Source organism: Vibrio sp. 1978, assembly GCF_033344345.1.
This window is the reverse complement of sequence record NZ_JAWPOP010000596.1, coordinates 1-642: the sequence shown is the minus strand read 5'-3', so window position 1 is coordinate 642 and position 642 is coordinate 1. Positions and strand designations below refer to the sequence as shown.

Here is a 642-nt window from a genome sequence, read left to right as displayed (position 1 = left end):
CCGAGAATCCTATTATTTGAAGGTGTAGTTCATCTGTACTGCACTGATGTATGCCGTACCTTCTGAATCAAACTTAATTTCTTGACCGGCTGCGTTAGTCTCAGTGAAAGAGCCCGACTCACTTTGTACCAATGCAAAACCAGCATCAAACGATAGGTTTTCATTCATTGCATACGTTAGACCCGCGCTGTACCACATACGGTCACTATCAGGGATACTCAATGTTGCTTCACCCGCTTGCTCGTCATAAGCCAAGCCTGCGCGGAATGTCCACTCTGTGTTTAGCGTGTAAGTTGCACCTACAGAGTAACGGTTGTTGTCTTCATACTTTTCTGGTTTGAAGAAACATACGCCGCCTTTACATTCATTACTGGTCGCTTTTAGCTCTTTAAAAGTGCTCCAGTCAGTTTGTTGCCAACCGTAATGAATCGCCCATTGGTCGTTCAATTGATGGAATGCAGATAGTTCGATAATAGAAGGAAGCGAAATCTTCAAGCGACCATCAACTTTTGCTGCGGTTGCGATGCCGGAGTCGTAGCTGCTGAATTCACCATCATCAAAATCTAGATCGACTTTAGAACGGTAGCCAAAGCCAAAACGGTTGTTTTCGTTAAGTTCAAATAGGGCACCGACGTTCCAACC

The 642-nt window shown here is 44.7% G+C and carries 1 protein-coding gene; it reads right to left on the bottom strand.

What is annotated here, in order from left to right; genetic code table 11:
* Positions 1-12: 12 nt before the first annotated feature.
* On the bottom strand, positions 13-642 hold a 630-nt coding region (locus R8N49_RS28035; RefSeq protein WP_318190559.1), incomplete at its 5' end, for a porin.